This window comes from Paenibacillus sp. JNUCC32 (assembly GCF_014863545.1).
GTDB lineage: Bacteria > Bacillota > Bacilli > Paenibacillales > Paenibacillaceae > Paenibacillus_AQ > Paenibacillus_AQ lautus_A.
The window spans coordinates 212,663-233,406 of the sequence record NZ_CP062260.1; the positions used below are offsets into that span (position 1 = coordinate 212,663).

The 20,744-nt window shown below is 51.7% G+C and carries 20 protein-coding genes and 2 pseudogenes; 7 read left to right on the forward strand and 15 right to left on the reverse strand.

Going from position 1 to position 20,744, the window contains the following annotated elements; all coding sequences use genetic code 11:
- On the reverse strand, window positions 1–1,380 hold the full coding sequence (gdhA, locus tag JNUCC32_RS00990) for an NADP-specific glutamate dehydrogenase (protein ID WP_036659860.1): 1,380 nt from the start codon (window positions 1,378–1,380) through the stop codon (window positions 1–3).
- 388 nt (window positions 1,381–1,768) lie between these two features.
- Here gdhA and JNUCC32_RS00995 point away from each other — a divergent pair, with 388 nt between their 5' ends.
- On the forward strand, window positions 1,769–2,656 hold the full coding sequence (locus JNUCC32_RS00995; protein ID WP_192570815.1) for a hypothetical protein: 888 nt from the start codon (window positions 1,769–1,771) through the stop codon (window positions 2,654–2,656).
- Window positions 2,657–2,747: 91 nt separating this feature from the next.
- On the opposite strand, the gene JNUCC32_RS01000 is transcribed toward JNUCC32_RS00995, so the two are convergent.
- Entirely contained in the window at window positions 2,748–3,584 is an 837-nt protein-coding gene (locus JNUCC32_RS01000; RefSeq protein WP_009595825.1) for a YitT family protein, read from the reverse strand.
- Window positions 3,585–3,906: 322 nt separating this feature from the next.
- On the opposite strand from JNUCC32_RS01000, the gene JNUCC32_RS01005 reads away from it, so the two are divergent.
- The 3 genes from JNUCC32_RS01005 to JNUCC32_RS01015 all read left to right on the forward strand — a co-directional run bounded on the left by JNUCC32_RS01005 (window position 3,907) and on the right by JNUCC32_RS01015 (window position 6,966).
- Window positions 3,907–4,671: an SDR family oxidoreductase gene (locus JNUCC32_RS01005; RefSeq protein WP_192570816.1), complete on the forward strand. Its 765-nt coding sequence runs from the start codon at window positions 3,907–3,909 to the stop codon at window positions 4,669–4,671.
- 134 nt (window positions 4,672–4,805) lie between these two features.
- Window positions 4,806–5,342: an SMI1/KNR4 family protein gene (locus JNUCC32_RS01010; RefSeq protein WP_192570817.1), complete on the forward strand. Its 537-nt coding sequence runs from the start codon at window positions 4,806–4,808 to the stop codon at window positions 5,340–5,342.
- Between the two features lie 430 nt (window positions 5,343–5,772).
- Window positions 5,773–6,966: a multidrug effflux MFS transporter gene (locus tag JNUCC32_RS01015; RefSeq protein ID WP_192570818.1), complete on the forward strand. Its 1,194-nt coding sequence runs from the start codon at window positions 5,773–5,775 to the stop codon at window positions 6,964–6,966.
- A 90-nt stretch (window positions 6,967–7,056) separates the two neighbouring features.
- On the opposite strand, the gene JNUCC32_RS01020 is transcribed toward JNUCC32_RS01015, so the two are convergent.
- The 6 genes and pseudogenes from JNUCC32_RS01020 to JNUCC32_RS31495 all read right to left on the reverse strand — a co-directional run.
- Window positions 7,057–7,554 (reverse strand): DinB family protein, encoded by a 498-nt coding sequence (locus JNUCC32_RS01020; RefSeq protein WP_192570819.1) that lies wholly within the window; start codon window positions 7,552–7,554, stop codon window positions 7,057–7,059.
- A gap of 128 nt (window positions 7,555–7,682) precedes the next feature.
- Window positions 7,683–8,114 (reverse strand): IS5 family transposase, encoded by a 432-nt coding sequence (locus tag JNUCC32_RS31810; protein ID WP_192572565.1) that lies wholly within the window; start codon window positions 8,112–8,114, stop codon window positions 7,683–7,685.
- 75 nt (window positions 8,115–8,189) lie between these two features.
- Window positions 8,190–8,651, reverse strand: coding sequence for a hypothetical protein (locus tag JNUCC32_RS01030; protein WP_192570820.1), 462 nt, complete (start codon window positions 8,649–8,651; stop codon window positions 8,190–8,192).
- A gap of 52 nt (window positions 8,652–8,703) precedes the next feature.
- Window positions 8,704–8,868, reverse strand: coding sequence for an SDR family NAD(P)-dependent oxidoreductase (locus tag JNUCC32_RS31815; RefSeq protein ID WP_192572566.1), 165 nt, complete (start codon window positions 8,866–8,868; stop codon window positions 8,704–8,706).
- A 139-nt stretch (window positions 8,869–9,007) separates the two neighbouring features.
- Window positions 9,008–9,195: pseudogene (locus tag JNUCC32_RS31820) on the reverse strand (response regulator transcription factor); the annotation flags it as partial.
- 159 nt (window positions 9,196–9,354) lie between these two features.
- Window positions 9,355–9,468 (reverse strand): annotated as a pseudogene (locus tag JNUCC32_RS31495) (IS5/IS1182 family transposase); the annotation flags it as partial.
- Window positions 9,469–9,843: 375 nt separating this feature from the next.
- On the opposite strand from JNUCC32_RS31495, the gene JNUCC32_RS01045 reads away from it, so the two are divergent.
- Window positions 9,844–10,869 (forward strand): hypothetical protein, encoded by a 1,026-nt coding sequence (locus tag JNUCC32_RS01045; RefSeq protein WP_192570821.1) that lies wholly within the window; start codon window positions 9,844–9,846, stop codon window positions 10,867–10,869.
- 60 nt (window positions 10,870–10,929) lie between these two features.
- On the opposite strand, the gene JNUCC32_RS01050 is transcribed toward JNUCC32_RS01045, so the two are convergent.
- From JNUCC32_RS01050 to JNUCC32_RS01065, 4 genes are all read right to left on the reverse strand, one after another.
- Window positions 10,930–11,775, reverse strand: coding sequence for a sulfurtransferase (locus JNUCC32_RS01050; protein WP_192570822.1), 846 nt, complete (start codon window positions 11,773–11,775; stop codon window positions 10,930–10,932).
- A 169-nt stretch (window positions 11,776–11,944) separates the two neighbouring features.
- Window positions 11,945–14,152 (reverse strand): acyltransferase family protein, encoded by a 2,208-nt coding sequence (locus JNUCC32_RS01055; RefSeq protein WP_192570823.1) that lies wholly within the window; start codon window positions 14,150–14,152, stop codon window positions 11,945–11,947.
- Window positions 14,153–14,607: 455 nt separating this feature from the next.
- On the reverse strand, window positions 14,608–15,768 hold the full coding sequence (gene yhbH, locus JNUCC32_RS01060) for a sporulation protein YhbH (RefSeq protein WP_096776342.1): 1,161 nt from the start codon (window positions 15,766–15,768) through the stop codon (window positions 14,608–14,610).
- 165 nt (window positions 15,769–15,933) lie between these two features.
- Window positions 15,934–16,356 carry a hypothetical protein gene (locus tag JNUCC32_RS01065; protein WP_228468856.1) on the reverse strand — a complete coding sequence of 141 codons (423 nt, stop codon included), beginning with the start codon at window positions 16,354–16,356 and terminating at the stop codon, window positions 15,934–15,936.
- A 211-nt stretch (window positions 16,357–16,567) separates the two neighbouring features.
- Here JNUCC32_RS01065 and JNUCC32_RS01070 point away from each other — a divergent pair, with 211 nt between their 5' ends.
- A complete protein-coding gene (locus JNUCC32_RS01070) occupies window positions 16,568–16,945 on the forward strand; it encodes a DUF423 domain-containing protein (protein WP_009595784.1) in 378 nt (125 codons plus the stop codon).
- A gap of 82 nt (window positions 16,946–17,027) precedes the next feature.
- Here the strand turns inward: JNUCC32_RS01070 and JNUCC32_RS01075 are convergent, their stop codons facing one another.
- Entirely contained in the window at window positions 17,028–17,567 is a 540-nt protein-coding gene (locus tag JNUCC32_RS01075) for a hypothetical protein (RefSeq protein WP_228468857.1), read from the reverse strand.
- A gap of 232 nt (window positions 17,568–17,799) precedes the next feature.
- On the opposite strand from JNUCC32_RS01075, the gene JNUCC32_RS01080 reads away from it, so the two are divergent.
- Complete coding sequence (locus JNUCC32_RS01080) at window positions 17,800–18,102, forward strand: YunC family protein (RefSeq protein ID WP_192570824.1); 303 nt, start codon at window positions 17,800–17,802, stop codon at window positions 18,100–18,102.
- A gap of 192 nt (window positions 18,103–18,294) precedes the next feature.
- On the opposite strand, the gene mtnA is transcribed toward JNUCC32_RS01080, so the two are convergent.
- Both mtnA and mtnK read right to left on the reverse strand, forming a co-directional pair.
- Window positions 18,295–19,371 (reverse strand): S-methyl-5-thioribose-1-phosphate isomerase, encoded by a 1,077-nt coding sequence (gene mtnA, locus JNUCC32_RS01085; RefSeq protein WP_192570825.1) that lies wholly within the window; start codon window positions 19,369–19,371, stop codon window positions 18,295–18,297.
- Window positions 19,368–20,591 (reverse strand): S-methyl-5-thioribose kinase, encoded by a 1,224-nt coding sequence (mtnK, locus tag JNUCC32_RS01090; protein ID WP_192570826.1) that lies wholly within the window; start codon window positions 20,589–20,591, stop codon window positions 19,368–19,370. Before mtnK ends, mtnA begins: the two co-directional genes overlap by 4 nt.
- Window positions 20,592–20,744 lie beyond the last annotated feature (153 nt).

Below are 20,744 nucleotides of genomic sequence, written 5' to 3' on the forward strand. Positions count from 1 at the left end.
TTATACGATTCCTTGCGCGATCATGGCATCGGCCACTTTGATAAAGCCTGCGATGTTGGCACCGGCCACAAGATTGCCGGCTACGCCATACTCTTCGGCAGCATCTACCGCACTGTTGTAAATATTCTTCATGATTTGATGGAGCTTCGCATCCACCTCTTCAAACGTCCATGACATTCTCATGCTGTTTTGGCTCATCTCGAGAGCCGATACGGCAACTCCGCCTGCATTGGCGGCTTTAGCCGGTCCAAACAATACGCCCTTGCTGATGAACAGCTCAATCGCCTCCAACGTGGAAGGCATGTTCGCGCCCTCGCCGATGGCCTTCACTCCATTCGAGATGAGGGTTTTGGCAGCGTCGGCGTCGAGCTCATTCTGCGTGGCGCAAGGGAGTGCGATATCGCATGGAAGCGTCCAGATTCCCGTGCAGCCTTCGGTGTATACGGCATGCGGATGAATCTTCACGTATTCGCTGATCCGCAGACGATCCCGCTCCTTGAGCAGCTTGACGGTTTCAAGGTTAATTCCTTCCGGATCATACAGATATCCGTTAGAGTCGCTGCATGCGATGACGTGCGCACCGAGCTGCTGTGCCTTTTCGATGGCGTAGATGGAGACGTTGCCCGAACCGGACACCACGACGCGGCTGTCCTGGAAGCTAAGGCCCTTCGCAGCCAGCATCTCCTGTACGAAGTAGACGCAGCCGTAACCGGTTGCTTCCGTACGTGCCAGGCTTCCGCCATAAATGACGCCTTTGCCTGTCAGCACGCCGGCCTCATGTCCTCCGCGGATGCGTTTGTATTGGCCGAACATATAACCGATCTCGCGAGCGCCCACGCCGATATCGCCGGCAGGCACATCGGAATCAGGTCCGATATGACGGTACAGCTCGGTCATGAAGCTCTGGGTAAAACGCATGACTTCCTGATCGGATTTGCCTTTCGGATCGAAGTCCGAACCGCCTTTGCCGCCGCCGATGGGCTGGCCGGTGAGCGAGTTTTTGAAGATTTGCTCAAAACCGAGGAACTTGACGATGCCGGCATAAACCGACGGATGGAACCGGATGCCGCCTTTGTACGGGCCCAGTGCGCTGTTAAACTGAACGCGGAATCCGCGGTTGACTTGCGTTTTGCCTTGATCATCCACCCAAGGTACGCGGAAGGTGACCATGCGCTCCGGCTCGACAAGGCGCTCCAGAATGCCATGTTCACGATATTTCGGGTGCTGGGCTAACACTGGGACGAGGGAATCCACAAATTCCCGGACGGCTTGGTGAAACTCGGACTCATGCGGATCGCGGGCTACAACTTGGTTATAGATGGATTCCACATATTCTTGCGCGGCAGTAAGGGGTGAAGTTACAGAAATATTCGTAGTCACTTTTGCGATGCACTCCTTCAAATCGTTAAAGTAGAATTGCGAGAAAAATCGTTGGTGTTGCAGGAAAGGGACGTCCGTCTTGAACCATTTGTACAAAACCATTAAAAGTTTGCACTCAGCATTTTTAAGTTAAAAAGAATTTTATAGAATCTTGCCTCGTATTACCAATAAAATGTTTTTTGCAAACTCATTAAATATTTCTATGAACCTGTCATTAGGTGTAAGTTAATCAGCCATTATCCCGTGTTTTATGTAGCGAAAATGCAAAAAAACATCCGATTTTGTCATGGAAAAATACAAATAAAAGGAACTTTGACATCAACTTTTTCGGCCATTTTTTCGTCTGAGGTTATGGAAGAGTTGGAATCTTATTACAGGAGCTGAAGGCATGAAAAAGATATGGGCAGCGCTGTTCATGACAGCCATTTGTACCTTGACCGCATGCGCCGATTCGGAGAATGGGAAAGTCGAACCCCCGCCCGTTTCGAGCGTGGAGCCGGCCCCTGACGTAAAGGAGGACCAACCCTTGGTGATCCGGAATGTGGCTGCCTTACAGGAAGGGACCTTTGCATTTTCCGACGAAACGGGGCATAGGCTGCTCGTTAATCCGGATGCCGCGATTCAGGATGAAGAAGCCTCGCTGATTGCCATCGGCCAGGGCGGCGAGCCGCTTCCGGTCCAATATGCGGGTGAACAGCAAGCGACGGAAGAAGATAACGGCAGGCAAACTTCGCAGAATTTCAGCCATCAGGCCGGGCAGCTGTACGAGGTGACGGAGGGGACGGCCGCCCCGAATGCAACGTACTTCATCATTCCAAAGCACCATGTTCCGAAAGAGGCGCTGCTGACCATCCAGCCGGCCAAGCCGGAGCAGGCCGATGGACAAGTGCTGCAGGAGATCAAGAACAGCAAGGGGAGAGCGCTAGAGCAGGCATGGCCGCTTATTCAGCTTCCGGACGGAGAGTCCCTCTATCTGGTGCAGTTCGTCAGAGAAGGTGACGATATGCTGGCCAGCTTGGCGCTGAAACGCGAGAGCGGCTGTCTGTTTTACGATTATCCGGCGAAGTACGATCCGAGCTCGACGTGGAGAGTGGATGACCAAGGAGAGGTGCGTCCGGACATGTTTTCCTTTCTGTTTGCGGCAGAATCGGAGCTTGGTCTTGTGCTGGGCGTGCAGTGGATGGGCGCGGAAGGTGAGAATGTTTCGCTTCTGTCCGTATCGGACGATGCGATTACGGATCTCGGGCTGGAATATGGAAGATATATGTCCCCCTGATCCTTCGATGGAGCCGAGTTATTACGAAAAAAGATCGAAGCCCGCCTCAGCGATGGTTTCGATCTTTTTTTATCTAACGATAAGTCCGGCTTTACTTCGAAATATCAATAAATCCTTCCCCGAACACGTCACGTACGTCGTGGATGGTGACAAAGGCGTTTTTATCCTCGGCACGGACGATTTTTTTGAGCATGGAAACTTCCTGTTTGCTGATGACGATGTATAGCACGTCTTTGGTCTGACCGGTGTAATATCCGTACCCCCGGAGCACGGTCACCCCGCGGTCCATAATCTCCGTCACCCGGATGGCAATGCGGTCATGATGTGTCGAGATGATGGTAACGGCTTTTTTGGGGTTCAAGCCCTCAATGATGAATTCCATTGCCTTGGTGCCGATGTAGAGGATGACCACGGTGAACATCACCTTCTCGATTCCGATCACGAAAACGGACAGTCCGGCCACGATCAGGTCAAAGAACAGCAGGGCATAACTGATGTTCCAATCCCAATATTTATTGGCCAGACGAGCCAGTATCACCGTGCCTGCCGTCGTTCCGCCCACCCGGACGATGAGTCCGATCCCGACGCCGGCGAACAGTCCGGCGAAAATGGCGTTGATCACCGGCTCATCCGACGCGATGCGCCAGTTCTCCGTCAAGTGCAGGAACAGGGAATGAAAGGCAACGGCGATGATGGTGTAAACCGTCGTTTTTTTATCCAACAGCTTGTATCCGATCATCAGCAATATCCCGTTAATCACAATGCCGACCAGCGCCGGCGACCATTTCAGCACATAAAACAGGATGATCGATATCCCGGTAACGCCGCCTTCGCCAAAATCGTTGGGAATGACGAATAAATTGACCGCCAGCGCAAAAATAAATGCCCCGATGAGCAGCATGATCATATCAAACGCTCTTTTTTTCATACGATATACCTCCATGACTTTCAACAAGCTCACAAAAAAAGCGATTAAAGGAAAAACTCATCCTTTAATCGCTTTATGCAAACATAGGTTGCGCAGCTCTTTTGATATACTCATTATAATAATCTTCACATGGAATGTAAATGATTTTTAATTTTCATAAGCTTGCAGGTCGGCGCTAATGCCTGCATTCCAGCCCCCCTATCAAGGAGGGGCTTTTTTATGATGTTTGAAATCGAGCGGAGACGGGAATAGGAGCGCAACATTTCAAAATGGGGGCTGTGATAAAACTGAAAGTGAAAGAAGAAGAGGAGATGATGAGAACATGAAAACATGGAATGGAACAACGGCTTTGGTTACGGGCTCCAGCCGGGGCATCGGACGTGCCATCGCGAACCGATTGGCGAAGGAAGGAGCCATGGTCGCCGTTCACTACGGCAAGAATAGGGAGGCTGCGGAAGAGGTCGTCCGCGAGATTGCACAGGCGGGAGGGGAGGCTTTTGCGGTTGGGGCGGACCTCCGCTCCTTGGAGGGGGTAAATGCCCTGTTCGAGTCGCTGGATGAGGCGTTGAACGACCGGACGGGCAGCACGCATATGGACATCCTGGTTAACAACGCAGGGATCGGCTTGGTGGAGACCATCGAGGAAACCACGGAGCAGAGCTTTGACGAAGTGATGCATCTTAACGTGAAAACGCCGTTCTTCCTGATACAGCAAGCTCTTCCCCGCCTTCGGGACAATGGGCGCATCATCAATTTATCGTCTGCGGTCACCCGGATTTCCCTGCCCAATATTCCGGCGTACACGATGACGAAGGGAGCCATTAATGCGCTGACGCTCTCCTTGTCGAGCCAGCTGGCATCCCGCGGAATCACGATCAATGCGATACTGCCCGGATTCGTAGCTACCGACATGAATGCCGGAATGCTGCAGGATCCTGACTCGTATCGGTTCGGGGCCGACTATTCGATGTTCGGAAGGTGGGGGGAGCCGGGGGATATCGCGGATATCGCGGCGTTTCTGGCTTCGCCGGACAGCCGCTGGATCACCGGTCAGTGCATCGATGCCAGCGGAGGAACCCATCTGTGACCGCCGCCGTTGCCGCAAATCCATGAACATAGAAAGCACCTGATTCCCGCGGCATGATTTCTTTTTCCAGTATTTCCTTTATAATGTTTGAAGAAGTTGCGAGGAAGGAAGTATTGGAACGGAGGCCGGCGAAGATGTGGAATATCGATTTTGAGCATGCGTACGACATACGCGCGGGTGTCGCCGAAGAACAAATTGCCCGTTTTGTTATGGAGTGGAATGCAGGGCTTTCCGTGCAGGAGATGGATGAAATCAAGGGGAGGCAAGTGAATCCTTTTCACAAAAGCTCCCCATTTTACGATCAGTATGTTCCGCTGGATCCTGCGGGCTGGAAGCTGCCTCGGCGAAACTTTCCCGCAAGCTATTTGGATTTATTGAAGTATTCCAACGGCGGGGAATTTCAACAGGGAGCACGTCTTTTCCAGTTCTTTAACACGGATGACCTGAGGGAGATGAACCTGGCCTACGAGCTGCCGGAGTATATGCCTGGTGCGGTGTCGTTTGCGATGGATGGAAGCGGAAACCATTATATGTTCGATATGAGGGAAGCGCCGACAAACGACGAATATGCGATTTTGTTCGCGCATTCCGGCAACCTGGGGTATGAAGACTGCGAGCGTGTTGCGGATTCTTTGCCGGCGTTATGCACGGAGACTTGGGAGCTGTATTGAGCGTATCATGAGAGCTGGCAGGGGATTGTATAGCCTTGGAGCAAGAGCCCACGCGTGACGCGTGGGCTCTTGCATTTAGCGTTCGGCCGACGACGTATCGGATCTCGTGCGGACGAGGGAGCAAAAGGCAAAAGCTTAGACAGTACAACGCCCCGCGCTAAATGCAAATCTGAAGCGGAAGAATTGGCGGAATGGCTCTCCAAGTGGAAATGATGCATAGCAGAGCGCATCCCCGGGAGGAGAGTCAGGAGCCCATTTGCCTGCGATTCTGTTATAATGCTCGTTAGAGATTACTCCCCCCTTATTTTCAAACAAAAGGTGAACTATCAATGCTTTCATTTACTAGACTAACCAAATGCAAACCCCCGATCCCGTAATTCCTTTGCCGGCAAACTAGAGATTTTCTGAAACGATAAGGGGGAGTTTGGCTGTGCAAAGAAAAATCTCAAAACCGTCACTGCTGTTGTTTATTGTTCTTGTGGGTTTCCCGCAAATAAGCGAAACGATATATACGCCTTCATTACCGGATATCGCCCATCATTTAGGGGCGGGCAATAATGTGATCCAGCTTACGCTCAGCATTTACTTTCTGGGCTTTGCCTTTGGCGTGTATTGCTGGGGGAGGCTGTCCGATTCCATCGGACGGCGCCCCGCGATGCTGTGGGGCATCCTGGTTTATGGGTTGGGCAGCCTGGGCTGCTATCTGTCCGGTTCGGCCGAATGGTTATTGGTCAGCCGGTTCATACAGGCTTTTGGTGCCAGCACGGGCTCTGTCGTCACGCAAACGATTTTGCGCGAGACCGTAGTTGGAGCCAAACGCCATGCGGTGTTTGCCCAGATTTCGGCGGCGCTGGCGTTTACTCCTGCGATAGGGCCGCTGATTGGCGGATGGGTAGATCAATCGCTCGGCTTCCGAGCGGTTTTCTTCACGCTGGTAATATTGAGCGCAACCGTATTGACCTACACCTGGATCTCCCTGCCCGAGACCAGAGTACAGGCCGCCTCGAGGATTAACACGTTCTCGGTGGTCAAGCGTCTGCTCTTCGATCGCAGGGTATGGGGATTCGGTTTTCTTATTGGAGCGACCAACGGCATTTTGTTCAGTTATTATGCGGAAGCGCCCTTTATTTTTATTGAATTTTTTCAGATGAGACCTACTGCGTTCGGCTTCTTCGGAATTTTTGTGGCGATGTCCTCGATTTTCGGCGCGCTGCTGTCGAAAAGGCTGCTGACCATGCTCAAGGCAGAGCGCATTATCTTGCTCGGCACGTTCATTACGTCGGTGGGGGCCCTTTGCTTCACGGGTTTTGCCCTTAGCGGGATCAAAGCCACCGTGATGGATTTAGTGTTAATGGTATCCTGTATTTTTATTATTCTGCTCGGCATCGGAATGGCCATTCCCAACTGCCTCAGCCTGGCGCTGATCCATTACGGGGACGTGCTCGGGACGGCAGGGGCCATCTTCGGATTGGGTTATTACGTTGTCGTCAGCCTGATAACGAGCGGCATGAGCTTTCTTCACGACGGCTCGTTAGTCGCCATGCCTTTGTATTTTCTTGGGCTGGCCGCGGTCATGGTCTTCGTGAGCGGAATGCTCGCCCGTCAAGCACGAAGCAGCTCATAGAAAAGCATTAAACTAAACAAGTCGCAGAGTGCCGGCGGTTATGCCGGTACCCTGCGACTGTTTGACGTTGTCCGATCGGGAAGTTTTAGTTCATTGCGCTGCCTCATCGGCAGATGGACCGTAGATGCCCGGCACCGGAATATCGAGAAGCCGCAGATATACCCCTAACTGAGCCCGATGATGAACCATGTGGCTGAAGCCGAAGGTGCGGAGCGCAATCGCCCGCGGCGCGCGGAGGATGATATGGTCGCCGTGGCGCAGCGTCCATTCCTCGCCGAGCGTTTTCTCGTCGCATTCGGCGAGCAGCTGCTCCAACTTGCCCACGTTCGCGTCGAATTCCTCCAGAACGTCGGCGCGTTTTTCCAAAGCCTCCCGCCGCAGCGGCACACTCGAAAGATCGAACTCCGGATACTGAAAAATCGCGATTTGCCAGTTGAGCAGGTTAATCAGGTGCGTGGCCAACCCGCCGAGCGTCATCGATTTCTCGTGCGGCTTCCACGACATATGCTCCTCGGGCAAGCGTTCCAGAACGCGGCGCGTATGAGCCAGCTCCTGCGCTGCATCGCCGATGATCAGTTGTTTTACCATAATAATCCTCTCCCCTCATATGGATTAGCATACTATATTTTCCGGTTGGGAGGAAAGCTCTCTTTGACGCTTACTTTCTAGGGCGTGTATGCAAACCTAAGCGAGCCAAACCATAATGGATGCCAGCGTTAAAAAGCCCTGAATGAGCTTGCTAACTTATCAAAGCGAGTCGCCAACCGACGATAATGTTTAACTTTATTGAAGAAACATTCAATGATATGCCGCTCCTTGTAAGTTTCTTTATCCCATTTCCTTGGTTTGCGGCGACTTTTCTTACTGGGTATCACAGGTGCGGCGGATTGCTGCTCTATTAGCTGAAGAATTTGATTGGTGTCGTACGCTTGATCAGCTAACACCTGTTTTTTCGTTAGATCCATTTGCTTTAACATTTCATAGCCGGTTACCGAATCGTGGCATTGGCCTCCCGTTAACTTAAAGCGCAAAGGATTACCTAGCGCATCCACCACGGCGTGAATTTTGGTGGTTAGTCCGCCACGGGAACGCCCTATTGCTTGCTTGAGGCCCCCCTTTTTGCTCCCGCTGCATGTTGGTGAACACAGATGCTCGTCGCGTTAATCATAACGCTTTCCCAATCAGGTTCCGTAGAGACATGCTCTAAGATAAATGATGTTAATTTAGTCTTCACCTTCAATATAATCAATTAATGAATTTAAGGATTTATAATTTTCTTTTGGTGAAAGAACATAAAAAAATCCTGAATCTTCTTCTTTAAAAAAGGCCCCCCCTCCTCCGAAATTTAGTGCTATATAGGATCCATCTATTTTTTTTATGCGTACTTCTCTGTAAAAGTCCGCCGGTGGAGAATCATCGGGATCCATTGCATGATTGTGGTTTAAAATATTCATTATTTTATTAATATTATTTTCCTCATGTGTTTCTCCGGCAATATCATCTGAATCCAACATGTGCGTTGTCACACTTACAACTTCATTGGCCGATATACTGAAAGCAGGTATTTCTGATTGGCTTACTTCTTGACGATATTCAACCACATTCTGGTTGGATGAAGATTTACAAGACACCAGAATAATTAACAATAGTACAATTAAAATGATGAAACCTCCAAGCCATTTCATTCCTTTTCCTCTCTCATTTTTATCGATTTTCATTCTATAATAAATAACGCCATTAACTTCCCAAATGTTGCAATCTACGCTCAACAACGATGTGATACTCAGCGATAAAAGATTGAATAGTTTGACGCGTTGCCAGAACGACAAGACAGTCTCGTACCGCCAGTTCTTTGGCATACGCTTTACCGATTCCGCATGAAGCACCGGTGACTACAGCCAGCTTGTTTCTATATGCCTACTTGTTAAAGATACAAATCCTCCTTTAAGAAATGTAAAGGCTCGTGAAACGCCATTATCGAACGGAAGTATTCCGATATCAAGCTCGATACCCCGAGCAAGCCTTTCCAATTGATTCTTTTTTATTTTACAAGCTTCATTCGAATGGTAGTGACCACTGCCTGTGTGCGGTCCTGCGCCCCAAGTTTTTCTATGATATGGTGGATGTGCGTTTTTGTTGTGCCTTCAGAAATGCATAAAATCGCAGATATTTCGTGGTTTTCTTTCCGTAAACAAGCAGCTGCAATACTTCCGTTTCACGCTCCGTCAAGACGCCAAGCAGCCGTTCTTTTCCGGACGAATCTAGCTCCTCCATGCCCGAAGTCAACATTTGGTCTAGAGCGCGTTTGGCCGTGCTGCTATTGAACAGGGTTGCCCCCCGGTGCATGGCCCGAGTCCCTACCGGGATAAGGCAAATCAGATGTGGCTCATCCACCACGGCGTGAATTTTGGTGGTTAGCCCGCCACGGGAACGCCCTATTGCTTGCTTGAGGCCCCCCTTTGCTTCCGCTGCATGTTGGTGAACACGGACGATCGTCGCGTCAAATCATGACGCTTTCCAATCAGGTTCCGTGGAGACATGCTCTAAGATTTTGTCCCAAATGCCGGCGATTTTCCAACGGCGAAATCGGCTGTAAACACTTGACCAGGTCCTTAATCTTTTCCCATTGGTCATCACGTATTTCATATCGTCTCATCATACTTATTATTTACCCGAATTATGGCGTCACAGTTTGCATACACGCCCTAATAGAGTTTTTAGAATTGCATAGAAGCTGTCCTCTTCGCCGACACGAAGAAGGACGGCTTCTTCTCTTCTGTTGAAGTGGAAGATTTGCCCATATTTTGGTACTATGTTAACTAGATTTAAGGCGGAGTGGAGGCTCCCGGATCAGTTCAAAGAATGGAGGCGAAAGAAATGAGCGAGCCGTGGGCTGCATCGATGAGCGGTGCTCCCTGGAGCACGGACAAAATGCATAGTGCTGTTAAACAGCTGAGAAGCCGTGCAACCATCGGTTTTGTTGTCGGGGCAGACGATGCGGAAGATCTGCTGAAGCTGGACGAGCAGGTGTTTTCCAAGCGTCCGGACTTGATACTGCATATTTATCATGCAGAAGCGAACGGAAGATATACCGATGAATTTCTGAAGACGCTCGCGGGATTGAAGTTTGTTGCTGCTTTGCATCTGGATCTGAAACAGAGGCAGGATTTAACCAGGTTGGGTGCGATGGATCGAATGGAATTTCTTAAGTTACGCTCGCCCAAAACGCAATGCATCGATTTTATCCGGAGCTACAAGTTTCTAAAATACCTGGAACTCAGCGGTAAATTCGATGATCTAGCGCCGATTGCCGACTGCATTCGCCTGGATGCGCTGGTCCTGAACTGCTCCATCGATCAACTGGATTTTGTCGTGGATTTGCCCTTGATGAAGTATTTGGCCCTAGACAGCTGTACCGTGAACGGTTCGCTTAACGTGTTGGCCGATTCGAATATAAGCATGCTGAGGTTGTCTTCCGTCCGCAATCTGGTGAATATTGATGACCTGGCGCCATTGGATCGTCTGGCCTTTCTGCACTTGTCGCTGCCGAAAGTCGAGCGCTTGTGCGATTTCTCGCATATGCGAAATCTTCGGCAGCTTGAACTGGATTATATGAAATCCTTGCAGGAGATCGGGAATCTGTGGACGGCGGACCGGTTGGAGGTTCTAATGCTGAAGGAGATTTCTACAAGGATCAAGGCGGAAGCCTTGGGCGGCTTAACAACAATGGAGTGCTTGCGCCAGCTCGACTTCCGGTTTATCGATTCCGGCAAGGGCCGAATTGCTGCTCTCCGCAAGCGGATGGCGGAAGCGGGCAAAGAGTCGCTTCTTTACGAGAATATCCCTGAGGAGAAGCGGATACGCTCGATGGCTCTTGAGCATCTGTCAGGAATTCTGATGTAGGAAAGAATGCAGATGATCAAAAAATTAAAAGCCCGCTACCATAGCGGGCTTTTCCCGATTTCAACCTAGTGATTCTTCCCCCGTCGCCACCGGGTTCTCCTCATAACTGATCCAATCGCTCCAGCTGCCCGCGTACAGCTTTACGTTGCCGTACCCGGCTTCCTCCAGGGCTAGCACGTTCGGACAAGCGGTGACGCCGGAGCCGCAGTATACAATGATCTCGGCATCTTGCGGGATGTCCGAGAAATGCTCGCGGATCGCTTCCGCATCCTTCCAATGTCCGGAATCATCCAGGACGCCTTTCCAGAAATAGTTCACAGCACCCGGAATATGCCCGGCTTTGGTGTCCATGGGCTCCTCCAATCCGGCATATCTGCGCGGCTCTCGGGAATCGATGAGCGTTTTGCTACCCTGCTGCGAAGCCTTGCGTACTTCATCGACGCGGACCAGTTTATCCGGCTTAAGGTTGATGCCATATGTAACCGGAATGACGACCGGCTGTTCGTCCGTTACCGGATACGAAGCGTTCTTCCAAGCCGTAAACCCTTCATCCAATACATAAGCTTGCTCGTGGCCGGTATATTTCAGCAGCCACCATAGTCGGCTGGCCATGGCTCCGCCCTGGTCGTCGTAGATCACGACGCGGCTGCTGCTTTGAATGCCGGACTGGCCAAGACGTTGTGCAAGGTGATCCAGGTCGGGCAGGGGATGGCGACCGCCATGCTCGGTAATGGGGGAGGAGAGGTCCTTCTCCAGGTCGAGGTAAACCGCCCGCGGAATATGCGATTCCTCGTATGTGGCTCGGCCGCTTTCCGGTTTGCCGAGGGCAAAACGGCAGTCGACGATGACCAGATCCGGTTCATAGAGTCTAGCCAGCAGCCATTTCATTGTCACGATATTGTTCATATGCCAGGACACCGCCTTCTATTAAGAAATGATGAGATTAAGTAACCGAATTATATCATATTGCTGCTTGCGAATACGTATATAACTAAAAAGTCGACCTGTCTCATCAAATGATGAGATCAGGTCGACGATATGAGAATGAATGATGGCAAGAATCAGGACAATCCGTTTATTTCTTGATGGCTTGAAGCAGCATGGATGTGTAGGCCTCGGCACCTTCCGGCTCCAGATGGACGCCGTCGGACCGGAAGTATTCCGGATGATCCTTACTGGCCGAATACCAATCCACCAGCGTAACTTTCGGGTTCCGTTCGGCTGCTTTGGCGAGCATGCCGTTAACGTTCTGTTCCCAATCGCGCGGAACGCGCGTATTGATAAGCAGAATCTGTTTGGCCGAATTCAGAGGGCCCAGCAGGGAATCGAGATCCTTTTGCGAGAAGGCCCCGTTGGTTCCGAGCCCGATGATGACAATGCCGCCGTCAATCCGATTTTGGGATTTCAGGGCCGGAATCAGCTCATCGGCCTGGCGCATTTGGCGGCCAATCACCGCATCAATGTGAATGCCGGGCAGCGATTTTTCGAGATAAGGGGAGACCCCGAGCATAACCGAATCCCCGATGGCCGTGATGGCGGACTTGGTTACCGGTGGCTGCTCCGGCTTCGTCGTCGGCTTGGCAGGATCGTTCTTGCCGCCGGGAGTTCCGCTTCCCGGGTCCTTGGATGTATCCGGCTTATCGACCTGATCCCCATTCGGCTCGCCAGTCTTATCGTCATCCGGTTGATCCGGAATCGGTTTCCCGGAGTCGGCTTTATCCATAGGATCGCTTTCTCCGCCGGTTTGCTTGTCTTGGACGTCTTGGTTGTTCTCTGCCGCTGGGTCCGGCACTTCGTTCTCATCAGCACCGGCGTCGTTATTTCCAGAGTCCGTTGCTCCATCCGAAAGCGGAGCCTTAGCCCCTTCATCCCTAGAATTCGGCTCCTTCACCGTATCCGGTTGTTTCGATGGCTCTACGGCAGGAGGGGCTGCGTTGTCTCCGTTCGTGCCAACCGGTTGAGGCGGTTCGGCCATAGCAGACTCGGTGCTTGGAGTCTGAACCGCTTCCTCCGGAGCAGGGTCATCGATGTTCAGCATGGCAGCGATATCGCCCACCGTTCTTGCAGAGGACACGCTGCTCATCATCCCCGAACAGAATATGCCGATCAGCATAAGAGAGCTCAGGGACACGATCCAGCCTCTTAACGAAATCGAAGCGGGGCGGCGGCGAAGCGAGCGGGCTTTAAGCCATAATTTTTTAAGCCCGCCATGCCGTATCGGTTCTTCGACATACTTCCAGGATAGCGCGGCCAGCAGAACGCTTGCGGTGATTTGCAGCGCAGTCTGAAGCAAACTGAGATCGCTAGCGCCGGAATCAGGCGAGGTCAGGATCATGACCGGGTAATGCCATAAGTAGATGCCATAGGAACGAACGCCGATCCACAGCAGCGGCTTCCAGCTTAACAAGCGGCTGATGGAAGCCGCAGGGTGGGCCAGCACCGCTATGAGCACGGCAGCAGCCAAGGAAAAGAGGAACATGCCTCCTTGATACAGGAATGCGTCGTAACGGTCCACCTGCCACATCATGTAGAGAAGGATAAGCATTGCCGCGGCGCCAGTCATGTTGAGTTTATAGCGGATGCTTCTTGAAGCGCGGGAGGACAGCTTCCAGCTGGGCCATACGATGGCCAGCCCCGCTCCGATCAGCAGGCCGAACGCCCGGGTATCCGTGCCGTAGTAAACCCGGCTCGGATCGTCGCCCGGCTGATAGATCACGGCCATGAGGAGCGCGGAAATCGCGGCACCGGCGGCAATGAACGCAAAGAGCTGCCCTCGGCGGGGAAACAGCTTGAGCGCCGCCAGCATGATAACCGGCCACAGCAGGTAGAACTGTTCTTCCACCGCTAGCGACCAGAAATGCCCCAGCGGAGAAGGCGGGCCAAATGATTCAAAATAGGATTGCTGCTGAAAAATAAACTGCCAGTTGCTTATGTACGTAACCGCTCCGAGCACTTCGCTTCGAAGCGTAGCCAATCTTGACCGGTCGAACAGCGTTACCCATACCACAAGGATGAACAGCATGAGCAGCATCGCCGGCAGGAGACGCCGGAATCTCCGTATCCAAAAATCTTTGAGATCAATCCGTCTATGATGATGCCATTGCGAAGCCAAAATATCCGTAATGAGGTAACCGGACAATACGAAGAATAAACTTACCCCCAGAAACCCGCCGCCTGCAAAACCAAAATTCCAGTGGTATCCCATCACACCGATTAATGCGAGGGCCCGCAATCCGTCAAGACCGGGCATGTAACGTGAATGTGGTTTATCGGATATCGGCACGGAAGATCACTCCTCTCGAGGGATCTGCGCTCATGCCGCCCTGTAACAGCCGCTGCGATAATATGTAGGACATATTCTCAAACGTCTGGGTGCTGGATAGTCGATGTGTCATTTGGAACATGGTAAACCTTCCCTTTCCTTTATAGGAGGATATTTCATATGCAGGAGACGTTATCGAATCCTGTAATATCCTGCAACAAGATGTCATAGCTAATACTACCATCCTTGGAAAAACAGAAGGTGACAAAAAAATGAACCTACGGCTACATTGTGATGTCAATAATAAGACAGATTTTTCATTTGAAATGACAAGCCGTTATGCTTGACATATCCATTATTCGGCAACGGGCTGTTAGCCGTATCGCAGGAGGCCATAAGAAAGAGGAGGTCCCTGCCTCCTCCAGTGTCCAGATCATCCGATATTTATTTTTTTCTTTCACTTATCGACTTTAGAATCAGGTAGCGGCTGCCTGCCGTTTCCGAAAAAAGGTCTTGAGCGCCTCGTACACTTCCCCTTTGTCCTTTATGACATGGTACATGAATTGGTCCAGCTTGATATTTTTATACGCCGACATCAGCGTGCTGCTGCGATTGTATTGATTGACCTCGCCGTAACCGAACATGTTGCTCACCTTCAGCAGCTCCCCGATGAGTTTGACGCAGCGTTCATTATCGGATGTGAGATTATCGCCGTCCGAGAAATGGAAGGGATAGATGTTGTATTTGGAAGGAGGGTACCGGTGATGAATGATATCCAGCGCCTTCTGATACGCCGATGAACATATCGTACCCCCGCTTTCGCCGCGCGTGAAGAACTCCTCTTCGGTCACTTCCTTCGCTTCGGTATGGTGGGCGATAAACACGATTTCCACCTTCTCGTACTGCTTGCGGAGGAAACGGGTCATCCAGAAGAAAAAGCTGCGCGCGCAGTATTTCTCGAAGGAACCCATGGAGCCGGAAGTGTCCATCATGGCGATGATGACCGCATTGGATTCCGGTATGACGGTGTCGTCCCAGGTTTTGTAGCGCAGGTCGTCCGGACTGATGCCGTGGATGCCGGGCTTGCCGTCCCTCGCATTGCGGCGCAGATTCTCGAGGATGGTGCGTTTTTTATCGATGTTGGACATGATGCCTTTTTTGCGGATGTCGTTGAACACGATGGACTCCGTCTCGATCTGCTCTTTATCCTTGGGCTGCAGCAGCGGGAGTTCCAGCTCCTCAAACAGCATATTCTCCAGCTCTTCCAGGCTGACCTCGGTTTCCACAATATCCTGTCCCGCCTGGTCACCGGCCGATTCTCCTTTTCCGGGCTGGGCCGCTGAAGGGTCGCGTCCAAGGACGTCCCCAACCTGACTGTCACCGTCGCCTTGACCGACATGCTTTTGCTTCTGGTAATTGTAGATGAAACGGTATTCGTCAAGGCTTCGGATCGGAACTTTAATGATCTGCTTTCCGTCGGACAAAATAATGTTTTCCTCAGTAATAAGGTCGGGCAGGTTGCGTTTGATCACTTCGCGAATTTTATGCTGGTGACGTACCTGATCCTGATAGCCTTTGCGGTGCAGCGACCAGTCTTCACGGGATACGACAAACGACAGAGCGTCTTCATTTTGCACGGACAGTCACCTCCCAAGTGTAGCCTTGACACGGTTGCCGTCTTTTCGGCTGTAGTATCTCATTATATTCGGGAGAAAGAGCGATATGTGAGTGTGAATCCGTGTTTGCCATGAAAAAGACACTTAACCTGAAATGGATCAGGCAAGTGTCCTGGTACGTAATCCTTATGCGCTTAATACGAATAGGAAAAGGGCGCCGATGGTGACGATGACTACGCCGTTCACGATGGTGGCAATGACGGCGACGGCACGCTTGCGTGTCTTAGAGAAGCAGCCGACAATGCCAAGCGCCAGGCCGACGATATTGATGATCATCACGAGAATGAAAACGGCCGCCAGCGTGGTCATCGCTTCAAGCGTTTCCTGCGTCGGCTCCAGGATCGGCCCGTTTTCCGTCATGTAAGGTTCAATCATCGTGGTGCCGAGCGCGCCGAGCAGAATATAACCAAGCAGCGTCACGATCGACAGAATGAATGATGCAATGCCGAATCGGGAGTTCTTTCTGTCCTCGGGAGGAATGAAGGTGGTTTTTGGTCGCTTGGGCGAATCTTGCCCCTCGGATGGGGAGGAAGGTGATTGTTGATCCATGTACATAATCGCTCCTAACTTGAGATTCATTCTTAATGGGTCCATGCAGGGTTTCCAAATAAAAGACATCCTTATTAATCTTTCACAAAATGGCCCTGAAATCAAGTCCAAAGCGCTTACACGCCGGTGGAAAAGCGTACGCGAATCCGTTAAACTTAACATGATTACATATGGACACGGGTGTCCGCTGACAAAAGGGGTTGAAAAGAACATGAGTCGTGCTTTCATCGCATGGGGCTCGATCCTGATGGCATTATCCGTCGCCATTGGGGCATTCGGCGCCCATATGCTGGAGGATATCATTACGCCGGACGAGCTTGCCACCTATGAGACGGGCGTCCACTATCATATGATACACGGATTGGCGGTCCTGATTACGGGGATTGTGGCCAAGGTGCTGGGCGAATCCCGGAAGCTGTTTTGGGCGGGGGCTTTATTCATCGCGGGAACCGTTATTTTTTCCGGCAGTCTCTACGTGTTAAGTATATCCGGCATCAAATGGCTAGGGGCGATTACGCCGATCGGCGGCGTATCCTTTATCGCAGGCTGGCTGATCCTGATGTCCTCGGCGCTGTCCCGTAAAAACTAGCACTCAAAAAAAAGAACGGCTTCACCGATCCCTGATAAAGGGCGGCGATGCCGTTTTTACATACCTATAATATACTGCCGACTCAGCTCACGCTGAACTCGTCGATTTCATTGAGTTTGAAGGTATATACCTGCTTCTCATCGACATGATAGACGTTGACCAGGAAATTGCTTTCGTCATAGTTGAGTATGCGGCAGGGGAGACTTGTCTGCTTACCATGGCGGTTGGTTGTCAGGCGAACAAGGCGATTGTCCTTACTGTATACTTTAATCCATTCAAAGGGATCATTTCCGGCGAGTGGAGTTTGGACAGGAGGTGCGCTTGCAGCGATCTTTTTTTCCGGCGAGGATATCGCAGGCGGAGCAGGTTTCTCATGCTGAGTCGTGGAAGAAGCCATCTTCCGGGAGGCCTTGCTAATAACGGAATCTTTCTTGGCTTGGACCAAGGTGTTGATGATTTCTCCAAGCTCCATTCCGGACTTAATCCGGAAATCGACGACTTCGGCCTTGTCGTTCAGCATTTCCAGCAAATATTGCAAAGCCAGTGCGTTGGAGGGACTCTTGACCAGAATATCAACGTTGAATAAAAAGCCGTTATCATCGGTGACAGGAATTGTGTTCATAGCTTTTATCATTCACCAGCTTTCAAGGTTTTCTTCTGAATCAAATATACCATAATTTTCGAATTTTCATAGTCCTAATGTCACGGATATTTCATTTTTATTCTATTAAATCGAGAGACGTTCGCACCATATACATAAGGCGCCCTTGCGCAATATCAGAGACATTCGCACCATGTCGGTTCAAAGAGAATAAACATAATTCTAAGCCGATGTGAGGGGAGGATTGTTTATATTGGTGACTTTACTGCCGATCGAGATTGAAGGACATACCGTTATGGGCGTCGAGGTCAAACTTCCGAAAACTACGCTGCTGGCTGTATACACTTCCCGCGGTTATATTATGTGCGGTGCCCTCGATGTGGGCCTTCTGAACGAACAGCTTGCAGACCGCAAGATTATTGCCGGGAGAGCCGTTGGGGTTCGCACATTGGAGCAGCTGCTGGAGGCACCGCTGGAATCGGTAACCTTGGAGGCGGAGAAGTGGGGCATCCATCCCGGCCTCGCCTGCAAGGATGCGATCCTGCGGATGATCTGAGCCCAGCAGGCTTAAGCGGTACAAGAGTGATTCCGGTGCGGATCGCTCTTTTTTTAATGAGATAAGCGATGCTTTTGTCAGCTTCACAGGGAAAAAAATGCGCCGAAACGCCATCAAAGAGAACAAACGGACAATCGGCGGGGGCCTTTTGTCCGTTTGTTCGTTGATGGCGTGAAATCTTGCAGCGGCTTATTAGAATAAGTTTTTCAAGCTCTCTTCGTAAGGTGCTTGCACGACGCCTTTTTCCGTTATGATCGCCGTCACGTATTCGTTCGGCGTAATGTCGAAGGCAGGGTTGTACACTTTGACGCCTTGTGGTGCGGTGCGCTTGCCGAAACCTTCCGTGATTTCTTCCGCCGGCCGCTCCTCAATCGGAATATCGGCACCCGTCTTCGTATTCAGGTCGATCGTGGACAACGGGCACGCCACATAAAAAGGAATGCCATGGGCTTTCGCCAGGACCGCGACCCCATACGTACCGATTTTGTTGGCGACATCGCCGTTTGCGGCTACGCGATCCGTACCGACGATAACCGCTTGTATCCAACCTTTGGACATGACCATGGCGGCCATGTTGTCTGCCAGCAGCGTGACGTCGATGCCGGCCTGCTGGAGTTCAAAGGCGGTTAGGCGGGCACCTTGCAGAACGGGTCTCGTTTCATCCGCGAACACCTTGATGTTCAGGCCCTGCTCATGGGCCAGATACATTGGCGCCAGGGCGGTCCCGTATTTGGCGGTCGCCAATCCCCCCGCATTGCAGTGGGTGAGCACGCCCATGCCGTCCCGGAAGAACGGCAGCGCGTTCTCGCCGATGCGGCGGCATACATCCTCGTCCTCGGACCGGATGGCCTCGGCTTCGGCGAGCAGCGCCGCGTTCAGACCAGCCGTGTCGAGATCCGAAGCCGCCAGCTTCTCGGCTGCAAGCTTGATGCGGTCCAGCGCCCAGAACAGATTGACGGCCGTCGGTCTGGACGTTGCGAGATAAGCGCAGGTTTTTGCGACTTGCTGAAGCCAATCCTCGCGACCATCGGCTTCCACCTGCATTCCCCCGAGAACGGCGCCGAATGCTGCCGCGATGCCGATCGCCGGTGCGCCGCGGACTTTCATGGAGTGAATCCCTTCCCAGACTTCCTCTGGCGTATAGAGCTTAAGATAGACGATCTCTTCCGGGAGCAAGCGCTGATCCAGAAGGACCAGATGGTCTCCTCCCCAGTAAACCGAGCTTAGCGGTTCATAGGTGCTGGTATTGCCGGTAGTCATACCGCTCATATCGATACCTCATTTCCTTTGGATGCTTGCGTGATCAAGGTCAGTATGTCCTCGAAGGACTTGATGCTGCGGTGATGGCGCACGAGATTTTTGCCGATGGCGAGCGCTTTGCGCTGTGCAGCTTCTCTGGCCTTATCGTCCGCTATGGTGTCGATGTCCGCAACATGGGACAATCCGACGATGCGCCGAATCATTTTGCAGCCAGCGAATCCTGCGGCATCCTTCAAAATCTGCGACACATAATGGTCCTGATAGCCTGGCGTGCGGGACATCTCGTCCAAGAGATCATCGTTCCACAGCGAGCGGAAGTTGTTCTCGAAGTGGTTCCAAACGCTGCTCGCCATCTCGAGGAGTCGGGCTTCCCGGGCGGCCAGCGTCTGCTCGTCCCCGCTCCAGCCCGGCTGTGCCGCGTAGTTGAGCAGGAGGTTGCCGATCACCGCGCCGATATCGAATCCCATCGGGCCGAAATAAGCGAATTCCGGGTCGATCACCTTGGTGGATTCCGGCGTGACGAAGATGCTGCCCGTATGCAGATCCCCGTGGAGCAGAGCTTGCGCATGGGTCAGAAACTTATGGCGCAGCAGCGCGACTTCGAAGTGAAGCGGCAGGTCGGCGCGAAGGGCTTCCGCTTCATCGGCAATGCTCTGTTCATAGTTATTGTTGGCGGATTCGCGGTATGGATCCTCAAAGATTAAGTCCTCGGTAATTTTGCATAGATCCGGATTAACGAAACGGCCGGCAAGTTCCTTCTTCTTCTGCTGGTTCATGCCCAGATCCGACGTATAGAACAGGGTTCTGGCCAAAAACCGGCCGATATGCTCCGCGAAGTTCGGATAGGCGATGCCTTCGATAAGGCCTTTGCGCATGATGGTGTATTCGCTTAAGTCTTCCATCACGGTGTAGGCGAGCTCATCCGAATAGCCGTATACTTTTGGCACGAGGTCAGGGCACAGGGAGTACTCCGTCTCCAGGGCGAGACGCTCGATGCGCGCGCGGTCGAGAGACAGCGGCCAGGATTCGCCTACGACTTTTGCATAAGGAACAGCTTGCTTGATAATGATACTATCAGCCGTATTTTTGGCGGTGACATGAAACACCAGATTGAGATTGCCGTCGCCGATTTCGCGGCATTCGAGTTCGGCATGGTCCGGGAACCGGCCCGGTATACTTTTAGCTAATTGTATCGCTTCGTCCGCGTTCAGCGGATGATATGCAGACATGGATGGTCACCCCCAAATATAATAGAAGAAAAAACAAAGCCAACTTTTTTGCTTGGTATTACCTAGTATAACGTTTTTTCGCGAATTTTGTATAATTTTTTGGCAAGTCTCAAGGTTAGCCGAACCTGATTCGCTTCGCAGTCCTGAGGGTAA